General features: G+C 69.1%; 11 protein-coding genes. 7 read left to right on the forward strand and 4 right to left on the reverse strand.

Translation table 11 applies throughout. The features are described from left to right. Position 1: 1 nt before the first annotated feature. Positions 2-403: a GFA family protein gene (locus EJP67_RS15575; protein WP_126022623.1), complete on the reverse strand. Its 402-nt coding sequence runs from the start codon at positions 401-403 to the stop codon at positions 2-4. Positions 404-495: 92 nt separating this feature from the next. Next, a complete protein-coding gene (ppc, locus tag EJP67_RS15580; RefSeq protein ID WP_126022624.1) occupies positions 496-3,339 on the reverse strand; it encodes a phosphoenolpyruvate carboxylase in 2,844 nt (947 codons plus the stop codon). 103 nt (positions 3,340-3,442) lie between these two features. Between ppc and hemC the strand changes: the two genes are divergently transcribed. From hemC to EJP67_RS15600, 4 genes are read left to right on the forward strand one after another with little or no spacing between them, the layout of a single operon-like run. Next, positions 3,443-4,348 carry a hydroxymethylbilane synthase gene (hemC, locus tag EJP67_RS15585; RefSeq protein WP_240650674.1) on the forward strand — a complete coding sequence of 302 codons (906 nt, stop codon included), beginning with the start codon at positions 3,443-3,445 and terminating at the stop codon, positions 4,346-4,348. Between the two features lie 16 nt (positions 4,349-4,364). Then, positions 4,365-5,138 (forward strand): uroporphyrinogen-III synthase, encoded by a 774-nt coding sequence (locus EJP67_RS15590; protein WP_126022626.1) that lies wholly within the window; start codon positions 4,365-4,367, stop codon positions 5,136-5,138. Next, on the forward strand, positions 5,135-6,232 hold the full coding sequence (locus tag EJP67_RS15595; RefSeq protein WP_126022627.1) for a uroporphyrinogen-III C-methyltransferase: 1,098 nt from the start codon (positions 5,135-5,137) through the stop codon (positions 6,230-6,232). The genes EJP67_RS15590 and EJP67_RS15595 overlap by 4 nt, the downstream gene beginning before the upstream one ends. A 10-nt stretch (positions 6,233-6,242) precedes the next feature. Next, the gene (locus tag EJP67_RS15600; protein WP_126022628.1) at positions 6,243-7,526 is read left to right on the forward strand and encodes a heme biosynthesis protein HemY; all 1,284 of its coding nucleotides are present in this window, start codon (positions 6,243-6,245) and stop codon (positions 7,524-7,526) included. 16 nt (positions 7,527-7,542) lie between these two features. Here EJP67_RS15600 and EJP67_RS15605 read toward each other — a convergent pair whose 3' ends face one another. Beyond that, positions 7,543-9,090, reverse strand: coding sequence for an MFS transporter (locus tag EJP67_RS15605; protein WP_126022629.1), 1,548 nt, complete (start codon positions 9,088-9,090; stop codon positions 7,543-7,545). 119 nt (positions 9,091-9,209) lie between these two features. Here EJP67_RS15605 and EJP67_RS15610 point away from each other — a divergent pair, with 119 nt between their 5' ends. Beyond that, positions 9,210-10,088, forward strand: a complete 879-nt coding sequence (locus EJP67_RS15610; RefSeq protein ID WP_126022630.1) for a LysR family transcriptional regulator — start codon at positions 9,210-9,212, stop codon at positions 10,086-10,088. Positions 10,089-10,136: 48 nt separating this feature from the next. Here the strand turns inward: EJP67_RS15610 and EJP67_RS15615 are convergent, their stop codons facing one another. Further along, positions 10,137-13,313: an Rne/Rng family ribonuclease gene (locus tag EJP67_RS15615; RefSeq protein WP_126022631.1), complete on the reverse strand. Its 3,177-nt coding sequence runs from the start codon at positions 13,311-13,313 to the stop codon at positions 10,137-10,139. Between the two features lie 553 nt (positions 13,314-13,866). Here EJP67_RS15615 and EJP67_RS15620 point away from each other — a divergent pair. Together EJP67_RS15620 and EJP67_RS15625 are read left to right on the forward strand one after the other, a co-directional pair. Beyond that, complete coding sequence (locus tag EJP67_RS15620; protein ID WP_126022632.1) at positions 13,867-14,964, forward strand: RluA family pseudouridine synthase; 1,098 nt, start codon at positions 13,867-13,869, stop codon at positions 14,962-14,964. Further along, a complete protein-coding gene (locus EJP67_RS15625; protein WP_126022633.1) occupies positions 14,957-15,628 on the forward strand; it encodes an HAD family hydrolase in 672 nt (223 codons plus the stop codon). The genes EJP67_RS15620 and EJP67_RS15625 overlap by 8 nt, the downstream gene beginning before the upstream one ends. Positions 15,629-15,636 lie beyond the last annotated feature (8 nt).

Here is a 15,636-nt window from a genome sequence, read left to right on the forward strand (position 1 = left end):
TTCAGGCCTTTGCCGGCGGAGCTTCGGGGAAGGAGGGAATTGCCGTCGTGTGGTCGAGCCACGGCACCTCGTGCGAAGTCCAGATGTGCGAGGCGGGGCGCTGGCCCGGGTCGTCGTCGAGCGAGCCCAGGCGCAGGATGACCTGCGGCTTGTCCACCCACTCGGCCACGAGGTGCGTGCCGCAGCGGGTGCAGAAGTGGCGCAGCTTGCCGGGCGTCGATTCGAAGGAGCCGATGGCTTCCTCGCCCGCGGTCCATCGGAAGTCTGCGCGGTCGACGCGACCGGTCGTGGTGAACGCGGCGCTGTGCGCCTTGCGGCAGGTCGCGCAGTGGCAGTGGACGATGGGGCCGGCGAGGCGCGCGGCTTCGTACCGGACGGTGCCGCAGAGGCAGGAGCCTTTCATGGCGTTCTCTTTCGGTGGATAGGGCTGCGAGTCTATGCGCGCTGCAAACGACGACGGGCCCCGAAGGGCCCGTCCCGGCTCGCGCGGTGGCGTCAGCCCGTGTTGCGCAGGCCCGCCGCCACCCCGTTGATCGAGATGTGGATGCCGCGCTGCAGCCGCTCGCCGCCGTCGCCCGCGCGGTAGCGCCGCATCAGCTCGACCTGCAGATGGTGCAGCGGGTCGATGTACGGGAAGCGGTGGCGCACCGAGCGCTGCATCTCGGCGTTGCCTTCGAGCCGCTGCTTCGCGCCGGTGATGAGCGTGAGCGCATCGGAGGTGCGGTGCCATTCGGCGTCGATCATCGAGAACACCTTCTGCCGCAGCTTGCGGTCGGTCACCAGCTCGGCGTAGCGCGAGGCCAGCGCGAGGTCGCTCTTGGCGAGCACCATGTCCATGTTCGACAGCAGCGTGCGGAAGAAGGGCCACTGCGCGTACATGCGCTGCAGCAGCGCCTGGCGCTCCTTGCGGCCCGCCGCGTTGCCGGCGGCGGCCAGGAACTGCTCCACGCCCGAGCCGAAGCCGAACCAGCCCGGAATGGTGAGGCGGCACTGGCCCCAGCTGAAGCTCCACGGCACCGCGCGCAGGTCGTCGATCTTGTGGCTGGGGTTGCGCGACGCGGGGCGCGAGCCGATGTTGAGCTCGGCGATCTCGCGGATCGGCGTGGAGCCGAAGAAGTAGTCGCCGAAGCCCGGGGTTTCGTATACCAGCTTGCGGTAGGCCGCCATGCTCGCGGCCGAGAGTTCGCTCGCGGCCGAGAGGAAATTGGCGGGCGCCGACTTGCCCTGCGGCAGCAGCGTGGCTTCGAGCGTGGCGGCCACCAGCGTCTCGAGGTTGCGTCGGCCGATCTCGCGGTTGGCGTATTTGGAGCCGATGACTTCGCCCTGCTCGGTCAGCCTGATCTGTCCGCGCACCGTGCCCGGCGGCTGCGCAAGGATGGCCTGGTAGCTCGGGCCGCCGCCGCGCCCCACCGTGCCGCCGCGGCCGTGGAACATGCGCAGGCGGATCGGGTTGGCCTTCTTCTTGTTGAGCTCGTCGAAGAGCGACACCAGCGCGATGCCCGCGCGGTACAGCTCCCAGTTGCTGGTGAAGATGCCGCCGTCCTTGTTGCTGTCGGAGTAGCCGAGCATCACGTCCTGCTCGGCGCCCGAGCGTTCGATGAGCGCCTGGATGTTCGGCAGCGCATAGAAGGCGCGCACGATGGGCGCGGCGTTGCGCAGGTCCTCGATGGTCTCGAACAGCGGCACCACGATCAGGTCGCAGGTGGCCTTGCCGTCCATCGCGCCGCGCAGCAGGCCCGCTTCCTTCTGCAGCAGCAGGGCTTCGAGCAGGTCGCTCACCGTTTCGGTGTGGCTGATGATGTAGTGGCGGATGGCGGCGGTGCCGTAGCGCGCACGCGCGGTGCGCGCGGCCGAGAAGATGGCCAGCTCGCTCCTGGCGAGCGGCGAGTAGTCGGCATCGGGCACGCGCAGCGGCCGGGCGTCGTCGAGCAGCTTCAGCAGCAGCGTCTGCTTGGCCTCCTCGGCCAGCGACGCATACGAAGGCTCGATGCGCGCGGTGGCCAGCAGCTCGGCGATCACGGCCTCGTGCTTGTCGGAACTCTGGCGCAGGTCGACGGTTGCCAGGTGGAAGCCGAACACCTCCACCGCGCGGATCAGCGGCAGCAGGCGCGGCGCGGCGAGCACGCTGCCGTGCTTTTCCTCCAGCGATTCGGCGATGGTGCGCAGGTCGGCCAGGAACTCCTCGGCGCTCTTGTAGGGGTTCTGCGGCGCGACGGCGTGCCGCGCGGCCTCTCCGCCGGTCAGCTCGCGCAGCGTGGCCGCCAGGCGCGCATACACGCCGGTGAGGGCGCGGCGATAGGGCTCGTCCTTGCGGTGCTCGCTGGTGTCGGGCGAGCGCTCGGCCAGCGCCTGCATTTCCACCGACACGTCGACCAGCGTGGCCGACAGCGACAGCTCGCCGCCGAGGTAGTGGACCTCGGTGAGGTAGTAGCGAAGCGCCAGCTCGCACTGGCGGCTCAGCGCGTATTCGAGCGTCTCGGCCGTGACGTTCGGGTTGCCGTCGCGGTCGCCGCCGATCCACTGGCCCATGCGCAGGAAGGGCGCCACAGACGGCACCTGGCCGCCCTGGGCCAGCGCCTTCTCGAGGTCGGCGTACACGCGCGGGATCTCGCGCAGGAAGGTTGCTTCGTAGTAGCTCAGCGCGTTCTCGATCTCGTCGGCCACGGTGAGCTTGGAAAAACGCAGGATGCGCGTCTGCCAGATCTGCGTGACGCGGATGCGCATCTGCGTTTCGTTCTCCGCGAACTCGATGGGCGTGAGCGCGTCCTTGGCCGCCGCATAGGCGTTCTGGCGCAGCCTGATCTCGTCGCGCACCGTCAGCAGCTGCGCTATGGCGCGCTCGGCATCGAGGATGCTCTTGCGCTGCACTTCGGTGGGGTGCGCGGTAAGCACTGGCGAGACATAGCTGTGTGCCAGCGAGGCGACGATCTCGTCGGGCTTCACGCCGGCCTTGCGGATGCGCGCGAGCGCGGTCTGCAGGTCGCCCTCGACGCTCTCGCCGGCGCGCTCGGTTTCGGTGCGGCGGCGGATCTGGTGGCGGTCTTCGGCAAGATTGGCCAGGTGGCTGAAGTAGGTGAAGGCGCGGATCACGCGCACCGTCTCGGCGGCGCTCAGCCCCTTGAGCAGGTTCTTCAGCGCCCGGTCGGCTGCCTGGTCCGCATCGCGGCGGAAAGCCACGGAGAGAGTGCGGATCTTCTCGACCAGTGCATATGTCTCTTCTCCCTCCTGCTCCCGGATCACGTCGCCGAGGATCCGGCCCAACAGCCGGATGTCTTCGATCAGAGGCTGGTCTTCGGCCTGGCGGCGCTTGGGCGGAGCAGGTGTCTTGCTGGCTTTCATTCGATGTTTGTCCTGGACTTCTTGAATGGAGTGCCGTCTTCGTTGTTGCGGCGCAACATGCTAGCATTCCCGCGGTTTGGAACACGTACTTTTGAGGCCGGTCTTGAGCAATATCGTGATCGCCACGCGCGAAAGCCGCCTGGCACTGTGGCAAGCCCAACATGTGCAGGCGCTTTTGCAAGAAAGAGGCCACACCGTCAGCCTGCTGGGGCTGACCACCACCGGCGACCAGATCCTCGACCGCACGCTCAGCAAGGTGGGCGGCAAGGGGCTCTTCGTGAAGGAACTCGAACTCGCACTCGAGGAAGGGCGCGCCGACATTGCCGTCCATTCGCTGAAGGACGTGCCGATGGACCTGCCCGAAGGCTTCGTGCTGGCCTGCGTGCTCGAGCGCGAAGACCCGCGCGACGCGCTCGTCTCCCCCCGCTACGAATCGCTGGACGCACTGCCGCAGGGCGCCGTCGTCGGCACATCCAGCCTGCGCCGCATGGCGCTGCTGCGCGCGCTGCGGCCCGACCTGCGCATCGAACCGCTGCGCGGCAACCTCGACACCCGCCTGCGCAAGCTCGACGAAGGGCAGTACGACGCCATCGTGCTGGCCGCGGCCGGTCTCAAGCGGCTGGGGCTGGAAAGCCGCATCCGCGTGGCCTTCGACGCCGACACCATGCTGCCTGCCGCGGGGCAGGGTGCGCTCGGCATCGAAGTGCGCGCCGACCGCAAGGATCTCATCGAACTGCTGGGCCCGCTGGCCCACCAAGGCGACTGGCTCTCCACCGCCGCCGAGCGCGCCGTGAGCCGCGCAATGGGCGGTAGCTGCTCCATGCCGCTGGCCGCCCACGCTCGCTGGCAGGCCGACGGCGCGCTGCGCATCGATGCCGCCTGGGGCGACCCCGAAGGCAAGGTGCCGCTGGTGAAGGTGCATGCGCTGGCATCCGCCGGCGACTTCGCCCAGGCCGATGCGCTCGGCGCGCATGCCGCGGCGCTGCTGCGTGCCGGCGGAGCCCACTGACACCGGTGGTCATCGTATGACCGGCCGTCCCGTCATCGTCACGCGGCCGGCGCGCGAAGCCGCGCGATGGGTCAGCGATCTGCGCACAGCGGGGATCGAGGCGGTGGCGCTACCGCTCATCGTGATCGAGCCCGCCACCGACATCGAGCCGCTGCGCGCGGCATGGCGGCAGCTCTCGGACTATGCCGCGCTGATGTTCGTGAGCGCCACGGCGGTCGAGCATTTCTTCCAATACAGAGGTGCCGCCGATTCGCTGGCAGGTTGCCGCTTCTGGGCCACGGGCCCTGGTACGAAGCGCGCCTTGCTGCGTGCGGGCGTGCCGTCCGATTCCATCGACGCGCCGCCGCCCGAGGCCACGCGCTTCGACTCCGAGGCGCTGTGGGAACGCGTCCACGCGCAGGTGTCGAATGGCGTTCGCGTGCTGATCGTGCGCGGCGGGGACGAAGCCGGACGGCCCGCGGGACGCGACTGGCTGGCCAACGAGATCGATGCGGCGGGCGGCCATCGCGACACCGTGGTGGCCTATCGCAGGCTGCCGCCATCGCTGGACGTCGTACAACACCGGCTCGCCATGGACGGCGCCGAAGGCCGGGCGATCTGGCTCTTCAGCAGCTCGGAGGCGATTGCCAATCTGCAGCGCGCGATGCCGGGCGTGCAGTGGCATGCCGCAAGCGCGGTCGCCACGCATGCGCGCATCGGCGAAGCCGCGCGTGGCGCGGGTTTCGGGGCGTTGCGTGTATGCACGCCCCTGCTGGATGCGCTGGTCGCGTCTATAGAATCCTTGGCATGAGCGCCGCGTCCCCCACAGACGATCTTTCTCCTTCCCCATCCGCTGCCACGGCGCCGGTGCCAGCCCCGCTGGCACCGCATCAGACACCTGCCGCGCAGGCCGCCGGCGCGCTGCTTCTCTCCCGCATCGGCTTCGGCCTCGTGGCCCTGATGGCGCTTGCCGCGCTGCTGATGTCCATCGCGCTCTGGCAGAAGGTCGGCGGCATGAAGGAGCAGCTGGCGCGCCAGAGCGCCGACGCCATTGCGCAGTCGATGGAGGCACGCACGCTGGCCCGCCAGGCCAGCGACACGGTGCGCGATGCATCGGCCCGCGTGGCGCTGGTCGAGACGCGCGTGGCCGAAGTCGCGCTGCAGCGCTCGCAGCTCGAGGAGCTCATCCAGAGCCTCTCGCGTTCGCGCGACGAGAACCTCGTCGTCGACATCGAGTCGGCCGTGCGCCTTGCCCTGCAGCAGGCGCAGGTCACCGGCAGCGTCGAGCCGCTGCTGGCCGCGCTGAAGGCCGGCGACACGCGCATCGCCCGTGCCGCGCAGCCGCGTCTCACGCCCCTGCAGCGCGCCATGCAGCGCGACGCCGACCGCCTGCGCAGCAGCGCCAGCAACGACGGCGCCGAGGCGCTGCAGAAGCTCGACGAGCTGATGCGCAACGTCGACGACCTGCCTACGCTCAATGCGGTGGCCGTGCGCGGCACCGGCACCAATGCGTGGCAGCCCGAGCCCATTCCCGCCGATGCGCCGTGGTGGCGCCGCGTGCTCCTCAGCGTGCAGGGCGAGGCCCGCTCGCTGGTGCGCGTGGGCCGCATCCAGACCCCCGAGGCGATCCTGCTGGCGCCCGAGCAGTCGTACTTCCTGCGCGAGAACCTCAAGCTGAAGCTGCTCAACGCGCGGCTGTCGCTGCTGTCGCGGCAGATGGAGGCCACGCGCAGCGAGCTGTCGCAGGTGACCGCCTCGCTCAACCGTTACTTCGACCCCGCATCGCGCCGCACCCAGGCCGCCGCCACGCTGCTGCAGCAGTTGCAGTCGCTGGTGAAGACGACCGAGCCGGTCCGCATCGACGACACGCTGGCGGCGCTCGCGACTGCCGCAGCAGGGCGCTGATCGGACATCCATGCGCGCAGCAATCTGGCTTCTTGCCCTCTTCGCCGTCGCGGCGGCAGTCGCTCTCTTCGCAGGCAACAACCAGGGCACGATCACCGTGTTCTGGCCGCCGTGGCGTGTCGATCTTTCGCTGAACCTCGTGCTCGTGATCCTGCTGGTGGCCTTCGTGCTGCTGCATGCGGCGTTGCGGGCGCTGGCGGCGCTGTTCTCGCTGCCCACGCAGGCGCGCCAGTGGCGGCTGCAGCAGAAGGAGCGCACGCTGCACGCAGCCCTGCTCGACGCGATGGTGCAACTGATCTCCGGCCGCTTCTCGCGCGCGCGAAAGGCCGCGCAGGCCGCGCTCACGCAGGAGAAAACGCTCGCCGCGCTCGGCGCCAGCCTGCCGCAGGCGCAGCAGGTTCGCGTGCTCTCGCACCTGCTCGCCGCGGAAAGCGCCCAGGCGCTGCAGGACAAGGCGGCGCGCGACGCGCATCTGCAGCAGGCCCTCAACGAAAGCGCGGATCGCACCGTGCTCGCCAGCCCCGAGACGCGCGAAGGCGTGCAGCTGCGCGCTGCGCGCTGGGCCCTCGAAGATCGCGATGCAGCAGCCGCACTGGCGCGGCTCGAAGAACTGCCGCAGGGCGCGCAGCGCCGCACGCTCGCACTGCGGCTGCGCCTGAAGGCCGCGCGTCAGGATCGCCGCACGCTCGAAGCACTCGAAACCGCGCGCCTGCTGGCCAAGCACCGCGCTTTCTCGGATGCGGCCGCACAAAGCATCGTGCGCGGCCTCGCGACCGAGCTGCTGTCGGGCGCGCACGATCCGGCCCAGCTGCTGCGCGCCTGGACCGAGCTCGATGCCAGTGAGCGCGAGATGCCCGAGGTGGCGATCCACGCGGCCCAGCGCATGGTCGCGCTGCGCGGCGATCTGGCGTTGGCGCGCGGCTGGCTGCTGCCGGCCTGGGAGCGCATGGTGGCCAATCCGCGCGGGCTCGGCGACGGGCTGCGCGTCAAGCTGGCGCGCGCGCTCGAAGCGGGGCTCGACTCGGTGGACGCCGAATGGCTCGCGCGCATCGAGAGCGCACAGCGCAACAACCCGCGCGACGCGAACCTGCAGTACCTCGCGGGCATGGCCTGCATGAAGCGCCAGCTCTGGGGCAAGGCCCAGCAGCTGCTGATGCAGGCCGGCATGGGCCTGCAGGACACCGAGCTCTATCGCCGCGCCTGGCTCGCACTGGCGCAGCTGGCGGAAGACCGCGACGACGCCGAGCAGGCCGCCGAGGCCTGGAAGCGCGCGGCCCAGGTCGAGAACTCCTGAGGCCAGCCTACAGGGGCTAGGGGCACGCGGGCCGCACCGACGGCTTCTTGCTGCCGCTACCGAATACCAGCCAGCTGATGCCGGCCAGCAGCCATACGCCGGCGCCTCCGTAGAGCATCACCAGTCCGAAGCCGTGCGCCAGCGCGGCATGCACCGTTGCTCCGGACGGATCGAGCTGCGGCAGCGCGGGAAAGCTCTCGCCGAGCGACGCGAAGCTGCCCGCCGCGACTTTCTCCGCCAGCGCGCGCAGCTGCAGCGCATCGAGCGATGTGGAAAGCGCGCCGCGCAGGTGCGCATGGACGCCCTCGAGCAGCACGAAGCCCATCAGCGCGATGTTGATGGCCAGCGTGATCAGCCGCGCGCTCATGTCCATGCCCGAAGCCATGCCCGCCCGCGCGCTGGGCACCGAGCCGGTGGTGGTGTTGGTGACGGGCGTGTTGGTCAGCCCGAGCCCGATACCCGCGAGCAGGCAGCCGGGGAGCATCGTCATCCAGCTCGCATGGGCCATGCCGCTGCCGTAGCGCATGGCCATGAAGCCGAGGCCGATGACGAAGAGGCCCGCCGGAATCACCACGCCCGGGCGGTAGCGCAGCGAGAGCCGCTCGGCCAGCGGCGGCAGCACCAGCGTGGGCAGCGTGTAGGCCAGCAGCGCGGAGCCGGCCACGACGGCGTCGTAGCCCAGCGCGCCCTGGAAGAAGATGGGCAGGTAGATCATGAACGGCCAGAAGCTGAAATTCATGCCGATGGAGCCGATGATCGAGCCCGAGAAGTCGCGGATCCTGAAGACCGAGAAGTCGAACATCGGATGCGGGTTGATCTTCTCCACCCACAGGAAGAGCGCGAAGCTCGCGGCCGACGCGGCGGCGATGCCGATGGCCAGCGGGCTCGAGAAGCCGAGGCCGGGCCCCTGCGTGATGAAGCAGGTCAGCCCCAGCACCGCGAGCGAGAGCGTGAGGATGCCGGGCAGGTCGAGCCGTTGCGCGTCGGGGTCGCTCGACTCCTCCACGCTGCCGAGCACCAGGGCCAGAGCCACAGCCGCGAGCGGCGCGTGGACCAGGAACACCCATTCCCAGCTCGACAGCGCCACGATCGCGCCGCCGATGATCGGCCCGAAGCCCAGGCCCATGCCGAACACCACACCCCAGGTGGCGAAGGCCCGGCTGCGTTCCTTGCCCTGCTGGAACTGGTGCGAGAGCACCGCGAGTTGGCAGATCAGCATCGCGCCGCCGCTGAGGCCCTGCAGGAAGCGCGCGGCGATCAGCACCGGCGCGTTCTGCGCGAGCCCGCAGGCCAGTGAGGTCAGGCCGAACAGCGCCACGCTGACGACGAGGATGCGCTTGCGGCCGTAGCGGTCGGCCAGCGTCCCGGCGGCCATCAGCACCGTGGTGCAGGCGATGGTGTAGGCGTTCATGATCCACTGCATGTCGCTGAAGTCGCCATGCAGCGCCTTTTCGAGCGTGGGAAGGATGACGGGCACGCTGGAGATCTCCAGGCCGAACATCAGGGCAATGAGGCAGATCGCGGCCAGTGCGACGCGGTTCTTGCCGGTGTGGGAAAGGGGCATCGGAATCTTTCGGAAGTCCTTGAAGGCGACAGGTCCGGGCGATTCTGGGTAAAGCCTCTTCATGATGGAAATGATTTAATTTCCTGAGACCCATTAAAAGCCATCATTTATTCATTGCCATGGACTTCGATCCCGCACTGCTGCGCGCCTTCGTGGCCGTCAAGGAAACCGGCGGCTTCACGCGCGCCGCCCAGCGGCTGCACCTGACGCAGTCGGCCGTGAGCCACCAGATCAGGCGGCTGGAAGAGCAGGTGGGCCGGCCGCTGTTGCATCGCACGACGCGCCGCCTCACGGTGACCGAGGACGGCGAAGACTTCCTGCGCTATGCCCAGCAGATCCTCGAGACGCTGGACGCGATGACGCGGCGCTTCCAGCCCTCGCCCATCGCTGGCGTGGTGCGCTTCGGCGCGCCGGACACCTTCATGGGCGAGCGGCTGCCTCCGTTGCTTTCGCAGTTCGCTCGCTCCTTTCCCGCCACGCGCATGGAAGTCAGCGTGAGCATGCACCTCGACTTCCGCGCCATGGTCCGCGCGGGCGAGCTGGATCTTGCGGTGGTGATGTCGCCACCCGGCTGCGAGGAGGGCACGCGCCTGCGGCGCACGCAGCTGGTGTGGGCGGCGGCCGAGACCTTCGAGGCGGCGCCCGGTGCCTCGCTGCCGCTGGCTTTCTTTCCCAAGCCCTGCGTCAACCGCGAGGTGGCGAGCGAGGCGCTGGATGCGATGGCGCTCGACTGGCATGTGGTCTTCACCTCGGCGAGCCAGCACGGCATTCGCGCGGCGGTGCTCGCGGGGCTGGCGGTGACGGTGCTCACGCGCGAGGACGTGGAGCCGGGCATGAAGATCGTCGACGGCCGCTATGGATTGCCGCAGCTGCCGAGCGTGGATTTCTCGCTGATCTGGAGCGAGAACGGCAAGACCGAATGCGCCTGCCGCTTCGGGCAGCTGATCCTGGAGATGCCCGAGCTGCCCCTGCCCGGGAAGGCGATGCAGAAGGCATGAATGAAAACGGCGCCAGTGGCGCCGTTTTTCATTTGCTTCCAGCAGGCTTTACTGCTGTTGTTGCTGCTGCTGTTGTTCGAACGGCAGCGACATCGAGCCGAGGTCGCGGCGGGTTTCGACCAGCACCAGCGGGCCTTCGTCGAGCACCACCAGCGGCGGGCGCTCGCGCGGCACGTGCACCGGCTTCGGCTCGGCTTCGATCGCGGCGCGCGCCTGGGCGATGCGCTCGGCGTCCGAGTTGACCCACTGCAGGCCCGAGCTTTCGGCGATCTGCGCGAGTTCTGCCAGCGGCAGTTCGAAGGGCTGGACCTTGGGCAGCGCGCGGCCGTTGGCGGCCGCGGGTGCCTTGGCGGAAGCGCTTTCGATCACGATCTGCTCGGCTGCTGCTTCAGCAACCGTGACGACCGGCGCGGGGCGCTCGGCACGGGGCTGCTGTTGCTGCGGTGCCTCGCGGACTTCCGTTGCGACGGCAACGGTTTCCACTGCTTCGACGCGCTCGGACACCAGCGGCAGTTGCTGCTGGGGCTCCTGTGGCTGCCCCTGCTGTGAGAAGCCTTCGGCGGAAGCCACTGCGGCGCCGGCTTCGGCTTCTTCGCGCGGGCCGCGTTCGCGGCGGTCGCGGCCGTAGCGGTCGCGCGAACGGCCGCGGCGCTCTTCGCCGTCGCGGCGCGGTGCCTGCTCGCCATTGCCGTTGATGGCGGCTTCGCTGCCTTGCTCGGCGTCGGCTGCAGCGGCTTCGGCGCCGCGTGCATCCGCTTCGGCTTGCGCTGCGTCGTTGCCGCGGCGTTCACGGCGGCCGTCGTTGCGGTCGCCACGGGGGCCGCGCTGTTCATCGCGACCGTTGCGGGGCTGGCGCTGCTCGCCTTCGCCCGCCTCGGCTGCGTTGCGTTCGCGGTCGCCATTGCGTTCACCACGCTCGCCACGCTCATTGCGCTCGCCACGTTCGCGACGCTCGCCACGGGCGCGCGGTGCGCGTTCGGCCGGGTTGCCTTCGTCGCCCGCAACGGCGCCGGCCAGTTGCTGGGCTTCGAGGTCGGTGCCCGCCAGCGCATCGGCCGGCAGCACGCTGCTGCGACCTTCGCGGCCTTCGCCTTCGCGGCGCTCGCCGCGTCCGTTGCGGCGCTGTTCGCCGTCGCGCGGTGCGCGTGCCTCACGGGCTTCGCGCGGCTCGCGTTGTTCGCGCGGCTGGTTGTTGGCGCCTTCGTTGCGTTGCTCGTTGCGCTGTTCGCCGTTGCGGCCTTCGCGGCGTTCGCCGCCACGGCCACCGCGGCGCTGTTCGCCGTCGCGGCCGCCCTGGCGTCCGCCGTTCTCGCCACGGCCCTCGCTTCGCTCGCCACGTTCACCGCGGCCTTCACCGTTGCGGCCGCCACGGCGCTGTTCGCCGCTGCGAGCTTCGCCGTCACGGCCGGGGCGGCCGTCGCGGCGGGGCTTCGGTGCCTCGACCGGGATCGGCGCCGGCGCGGGAGCCGCGACCGGCTCGGGCTTGCCGCCGAACAGGTTCTTGATCCAGGCGAAGAAGCCGGTCTGCGCCGGAACGGGCGCGCTCACCACGGGCGGAGCGACCGGCGCCGGTGCGGCGGGTGCGCGCACGGCTTCGGGCTTGGGCGGCACAACCGGAGCCGGCGCGTCGGGCAGCACGCCCTTGATAACGGGCGTCTGCTTGTTGGTGGGCTCCTGCGAGCGGCGGGTGACCGAGGTCGGGTCCTCGATCTCGTCGGCCATCTTGTAGCTGGCCTCGATGTGGTCGAGGCGCGGGTCGTCGTGCTTCAGGCGCTCGAGCTTGTAGTTGGGCGTCTCGAGGGTCTTGTTGGGCACCATCAGCACGCTCACGCGCTGCTTGAGTTCGATCTTGGCGATCTCGGTGCGCTTCTCGTTCAGCAGGAAGGAGGCCACTTCCACCGGCACCTGCACGTGCACGGCGGCGGTGTTGTCCTTCATCGACTCTTCCTGAATGATGCGCAGGATCTGCAGCGCGCTCGATTCGGTGTCGCGGATGTGGCCCGAGCCGCCGCAGCGGGGGCAGGGGATCGACGAGCCTTCGGACAGCGCCGGCTTCAGGCGCTGGCGGCTCATTTCCATCAGGCCGAACTTGCTGATCGAGCCGAACTGCACGCGGGCGCGGTCTTGCCGGAGCGCGTCGCGCAGGCGGCTTTCGACTTCGCGGCGGTTCTTCGACTCGTCCATGTCGATGAAGTCGATGACGATCAGGCCACCCAGGTCGCGCAGGCGCATCTGGCGGGCCACTTCGTCGGCGGCTTCGAGGTTGGTGCGGGTGGCGGTTTCCTCGATGTCGCCGCCCTTGATGGCGCGCGCCGAGTTCACGTCGACCGAGACCAGCGCCTCGGTGTGGTCGATGACGATGGCGCCGCCCGAGGGCAGCTGCACAGTGCGGGCGTAGGCCGACTCGATCTGGTGCTCGATCTGGAAGCGGCTGAACAGCGCCGCGTCGTCGCGGTAGCGCTTCACGCGCGAGGCATGCTCGGGCATGACGTGCGCCATGAACTGCTGTGCCTGGTCGTAGATGTCGTCGGTGTCGATCAGGATGTCGCCGATGTCGTGATTGAAATAGTCACGGATGGCGCGGATGACGAGCGAGGATTCCTGGTAGATCAGGAAGGCGCCCTTGCCGCCCTTGGCGGCGCCGTCGATGGCGCTCCAGAGCTTGAGCAGGTAGTTCAGGTCCCACTGGAGTTCGGGCGCCGAACGGCCGATGCCGGCGGTGCGCGCGATGATGCTCATGCCCTTGGGGTACTCGAGCTGGTCCATCGCCTCCTTGAGCTCGGCGCGGTCGTCGCCCTCGATGCGGCGCGAGACGCCGCCGCCGCGGGGGTTGTTCGGCATCAGCACGACATAGCGGCCGGCCAGCGAGATGAAGGTGGTGAGGGCCGCGCCCTTGTTGCCGCGCTCTTCCTTCTCGACCTGCACGACCAGTTCCTGGCCCTCGCGGATCGCGTCCTGGATGCGGGCCTGGCTGGCCGACACGCCTTCGGCGAAGTACTGCTTGGAGATTTCCTTGAACGGCAGGAAGCCGTGGCGGTCTTCGCCGTAGTCGACGAAACAGGCTTCGAGCGAGGGCTCGACGCGCGTGACGACCGCCTTGTAGATGTTGCCCTTGCGCTGTTCGCGCCCTTCGATTTCGATTTCGTAGTCGAGCAGTTTCTGCCCGTCGACGATGGCCAGGCGGCGTTCTTCGGCCTGCGTGGCATTGATCAGCATCCGCTTCATGATGCGTTGTCCTTATATGTATCGTTCTACCGGCCCTTGACGAGCCAACGATGCACGGACGACGCCCGCGAAACCAGGGAATTGCCGCTTGGGCCCCGGATGCTGCCGCTGCCGCGCAAGGCGCGGGCAGGCTTCTCGAGCGTTAGCTCAAGAAGACAGCCGGGGTGGGGGCGCGTGGATGGGCGCGAGCCAGATTCGGTGTTGGGTAGCTATCTTTTTAATAGCTGATTGCGCAATGATGGCGCGCGCTGCGGACGGCTGAATGGCCGAAGCCACCGGCGCAAGCCAGTGCAGGCACATTCGAATCAGCAGCATCAACACAACAAGGGACTCGCTTCGATCCGCCGGCAGCTTGGAAGCTGCAGGCTGGGGTATTCCGTATCGGTGTTTCGTGGGTGTCGGCTTGACTTGGGCGCCTGGTCTGCCACTTTGCGCGATTGCGCGGGGTTTGCAGCTCGGCGCCAAAGCGGCATCGACCTACCTGCGCCGCCCTGGGTATTTGATGGCAGTGGACTAAACTTCTGTCTAATCAAGCACTTACATGACCGCGCTGGTGAAAAACATTATAGGTGCGAAGCAAGGGCCCGCGGCTGCTCGAAATCCCGCAGGCCTGCAGGCCGCAGGAGAACCCGGGGCGCCGCATTCGGCCATCAGATTCCTCACGGTCGATGCCGAATCCGCCGGGCAGCGGCTCGACAACTTCCTTTTCCGCCATCTGAAAGGCGTTCCGAAGACGCACGTCTACCGGATCATCCGGTCGGGAGAGGTGCGCATCAACAAGGGCAGGGTGCAGGCCGAGACTCGCATCGAAGCCGGCGACGTGCTGCGGCTGCCGCCGATCCGCATTTCGCAGCGCGCGGAGGAGGGCGCCGCCCCGCCAGCGCCAGCGCGCGAATTTCCCGTCCTGCTGGAAGACGACGCCGTCCTGGCCGTCGACAAGCCGGCCGGCGTGGCCGTCCACGGCGGCAGCGGCGTGAGCTTCGGCGTGATCGAGCAGCTGCGCACCGCGCGGCCCGGGGCCAAGTTCCTGGAGCTGGTGCACCGGCTGGACCGCGAGACCTCCGGCATCCTGCTGGTCGCCAAGAAGCGCAGCGCGCTGGTCGCGCTGCAGGACCAGTTCCGCGAACGCGAGACCGGTAAGACCTACCTGGCGCTGGTCGAAGGCGACTGGCCGGCCAGCAAAAAAGTGCTCGACGCGCCTCTCGCCAGGTATCTGTTGCCCGACGGCTCGGCCGGCGCGGGCGAGCGCCGCGTACGTGTGGTCGCCAAGGACCACCCGGACGCCATGCGCGCCGTCACGCTGGTGCGGGTGCTGGCCAGGCTCTCGCTGCCGGGCGAGTCGGCTCCGATGTCGCTGCTGGCGGTCACGATCAAGACCGGCCGCACGCACCAGATCCGCGTTCATCTCGCCTCGGCCGGCCATCCGATCGCAGGCGACGACAAGTACGGCGAAGCCGATCGCCAGCGCGCCCTTCACAAGCTGGGCCTGCGGCGCATGTTCCTGCATGCGTGGCGGCTGCAGTTCAATCACCCGGCCAGCGGCGAACGCGTTGCGCTGCAGGCCGGCCTGCCGCCCGAGCTGCTCTCGCTGATGCCCCCGGCTGCCCTCGAGGCGATGGCCCGACACCCCACCCCCACGGTTCATGACTGATTCAAAAAGACCCCCGCGCTTCGACCTGATTGCATTCGACTGGGACGGCACGCTCTACGACTCCACCCGCCTCATCGTGCGCTGCATCCAGGCCGCGGTGATCGACGTGGGCGGCGCCAAGCCTAGCGAGAACGACGCCACCTGGGTAATCGGCCTGGGCCTGGCCGAGGCGCTCGCGCGCGCGGCGCCCGATGTGCCGAAGGAGAAATACCCCGAACTCGGCGCGCGCTACCGCTACCACTACCTGCAGCACCAGGACGACATCGTTCTCTTCGACGGCGTGCTGCAGATGCTCGACGCGCTGCGCGAACGCGGCCACAGGCTGGCAGTGGCCACGGGCAAGTCGCGCCGCGGCCTCAACGAGGCGCTGAGGTCGGTGGCGCTGCGCGACCGCTTCGACGCCTCGCGCACCGCCGACGAGACCTTCGGCAAGCCGCACCCGCGCATGCTGCTGGAGCTGATGGAAGAACTCGACGTGCCGCCCGAGCGCACCCTGATGATCGGCGACACCACGCACGACCTGCAGCTCGCGCAGAACGCCGGCTGTGCCAGCGTGGGCGTGAGCTACGGCGCGCACGAGCCCGCGAGCTTCGACGAATTCAAGCCGCTGCACGTCGTCCACTCGGTGGCGGATCTGCAGGCCTGGCTGCTCGAGAACGCCTGAACCGTATG

This window comes from Variovorax guangxiensis (genome assembly GCF_003952165.1).
Lineage (GTDB): Bacteria > Pseudomonadota > Gammaproteobacteria > Burkholderiales > Burkholderiaceae_C > Variovorax > Variovorax guangxiensis.

What these genes read in the sequence shown, in the direction of transcription:
- EJP67_RS15575 (WP_126022623.1), bottom strand. Translation starts at nt 403, where the DNA reads ATGAAAGGCTCCTGCCTCTGCGGCACCGTCCGGTACGAAGCCGCGCGC.
- ppc (WP_126022624.1), bottom strand. Translation starts at nt 3,339, where the DNA reads ATGAAAGCCAGCAAGACACCTGCTCCGCCCAAGCGCCGCCAGGCCGAA.
- EJP67_RS15590 (WP_126022626.1), top strand. Translation starts at nt 4,365, where the DNA reads ATGACCGGCCGTCCCGTCATCGTCACGCGGCCGGCGCGCGAAGCCGCG.
- EJP67_RS15595 (WP_126022627.1), top strand. Translation starts at nt 5,135, where the DNA reads ATGAGCGCCGCGTCCCCCACAGACGATCTTTCTCCTTCCCCATCCGCT.
- EJP67_RS15600 (WP_126022628.1), top strand. Translation starts at nt 6,243, where the DNA reads ATGCGCGCAGCAATCTGGCTTCTTGCCCTCTTCGCCGTCGCGGCGGCA.
- EJP67_RS15605 (WP_126022629.1), bottom strand. Translation starts at nt 9,090, where the DNA reads ATGCCCCTTTCCCACACCGGCAAGAACCGCGTCGCACTGGCCGCGATC.
- EJP67_RS15610 (WP_126022630.1), top strand. Translation starts at nt 9,210, where the DNA reads ATGGACTTCGATCCCGCACTGCTGCGCGCCTTCGTGGCCGTCAAGGAA.
- EJP67_RS15615 (WP_126022631.1), bottom strand. Translation starts at nt 13,313, where the DNA reads ATGAAGCGGATGCTGATCAATGCCACGCAGGCCGAAGAACGCCGCCTG.
- EJP67_RS15625 (WP_126022633.1), top strand. Translation starts at nt 14,957, where the DNA reads ATGACTGATTCAAAAAGACCCCCGCGCTTCGACCTGATTGCATTCGAC.